The 2,467-nt window shown below is 40.7% G+C and carries 1 protein-coding gene; it reads right to left on the bottom strand.

Translation table 11 applies throughout. From position 1 onward, the window contains the following. The coding region (locus BLS65_RS17555; protein WP_139180987.1) for a hypothetical protein at positions 1-2,088 on the bottom strand (2,088 nt) is incomplete at its 3' end. Positions 2,089-2,467 lie beyond the last annotated feature (379 nt).

Raw genomic sequence — 2,467 nt, forward strand, 5'->3', positions numbered from 1 at the left:
CTCCACAAGAATAGCCCCATTTTCCAACTCGCAGGTAGGCTGCGTAACCGCCATACGCTCCACCTTAAGCGAATCGGGCTGCTTTATTTCAATATCAGTAAGATAAACCGATTCACAATTATTATCCTTCAGGTAAACTTTGTAATAGCCAGTGTCAAGGCCAGTAGTTACAACTGAAGGATTTGTCCAGGCACCTTCGCCAACTTTATACTGGTATATACCGCTTCCCCCTTTCAAAGAGTCTACCGAAACGCGGCCATCATGCTTCCCAGCACAGGTTACATCATCAGAAATTACCCTGGCCCTCACCTGTTCGGGTTGGGGAATGTTAATGGTATACTGTTTTACCACCGACTTATTGACCGTAACCGTGTTACCAAGAACATCGGTAGGTTCTGATTTTTCTGATTTAATATAGTAGGAGAAATCGCCACCCTTAGGGGTATAGGAAAGCATGTTTGTAAATTCTAAACCAATGAGGCTTACCAGTAAGTTACCACCCGCAATACCACCGGTTGGCATAAGTTTAATAGAGCCAACCCCACCGTGGCAAGTGGGTGCCGTAACCTGATTTACGTTATTTATTGTCGCTAAAGGGTAGGTAAACGAACAGATGGTTACATCTTCATATCGATTTTCATTCCCCACTGTATAGCTAAGCTCAATGGTATAACTCCCTTTTGCCAAATTGGATTTCGATAAGGTTCCATTGGGCTCACTCTCGGCAACGAGAGTAGATGCATTAAGTAGGCGTAGAGTGTAGGGGGATATTAAACCACTGCTTATCAATCTAGCACTGGCAGTAAACCCGTTATCCGTCTCATCCAAACTAACAGAAGCCTTAAATTCGGGACCGTGTATGGTGAAACTTCCTGCAACGCTACAAGCCACACCGCCTGCATTGGGCCGCTGAACTGTAAAATTATAGTTACCCGGAATAAGTCCGGAATAGCTGACACTACTGGCATTTTTGCTTACAATAAAATTGCTTGGAACTCCAATTATAGCAATATCCGTTGTACCGTTTTCAAAGAAAATGGTCGCACTTCCAGTACCACCTAGCGTAGTTGCATCAACCGTAGGAATTATTGGTTTGATACCGAATATCTCTTTACCAACAAAAATATTCTTTCGGGTAAAAGAACAAGTTTCACTTGTAACCGTAGCAGAATAATTACCACCAATTAGCCCAGGGAACGTATATGAGTTCTCAGCGGTAAAGTGGGTATACACCGCAGTGGAGTTATCATCGCATGTCAAGGTATACGTTTTTATTCCGGTAATACTCCCCGTATTGATGGTTACCGTTCCGTTTGCAGTTGGACAGGTTTGTTTAGTAATTTGCACACCAGTTATTCCAACGCTTGAATTGCCTATAGTTACGGGAAACGATGCACTTTTATTAATTAATGATGGATCAGAATAAAATCTAATAAGGGTATCTCCATAGCCGAGATATGGAACGGTAATAGTACGGTTTGTAGCGCTCAAACTACCTGCCGAATGCACGTAAGGAGGAACACCTCCCCCGTTATAACGTATTGTAGCCGTACCATTTTTCATACATGCATTCGTAGGATTGGTAGTGCTAACAACATCAAACGATCCATTTTCAGGAGCCTTAACACTAATTTTGATTGTGTCATATTTACAACCATCGCCATCAACCAAATATAGTTCCTGTTGCGGATTCTGATTAACCTTTATGCCATTGCTAACCCTTATGCCAAACCTTTGGACAAGCCATTTCTCCTTATAAATTGCCTTGTATTCATCATACCAAGCTAGAGCAATCCCTTTATCGGGGTATACATTACTCATTATATTACTCTTATCCCATATCGAAACCTTAATATCGGCACCATTTCGTTGTAAAACATACTCTGCATTAAAGCCTGATGTATACAATGAAATCTTATCAATATCATTGTATATCGCGGAATGGTTTAAAGTAATACCAGTTGAAGAAGTCCGTTTTTTTATGATTGTATAGTTATAATTACTGTCCTCTCCATGAGCGTGTATTCCGGTATGAGTATGTTCGTGAATATGAGAAGCGGTATGCGTATGTTCATGATCTTCTTGCATTGTGAAGGAATAGTTATTGGCTAGGGGAATCATATGAGTAATAACGTCTGTCAAATTATGAGGATCTGGGTTGTCAAGATCATGGCCTGTACAAACATATTCACCCTCTGGAATTATCTTCGCTGGAATTTTTGAATGAGGGTCTGGCTTTGAAGAATCAATAAGGCGACAATAATGTATATGTTGATGAGCATGTGTAATTGAATGTGAATGTCCATGACTATGGTAATTATAAACAGAAAACCCAGACGCTCCACTAGGATGGGTGATTTGTGCTGGAATTTGCTTGTCAAACCATTCCTTATACTTAAATCCAAAATAGTTCAGATACGGATTTGCTGGATTCTCTACGGTATCTGTTAATGCTTTGAATTCATTC

Origin of the sequence: Williamwhitmania taraxaci (assembly GCF_900096565.1) — a bacterium.
In the GTDB taxonomy this organism is placed as follows: domain Bacteria; phylum Bacteroidota; class Bacteroidia; order Bacteroidales; family Williamwhitmaniaceae; genus Williamwhitmania; species Williamwhitmania taraxaci.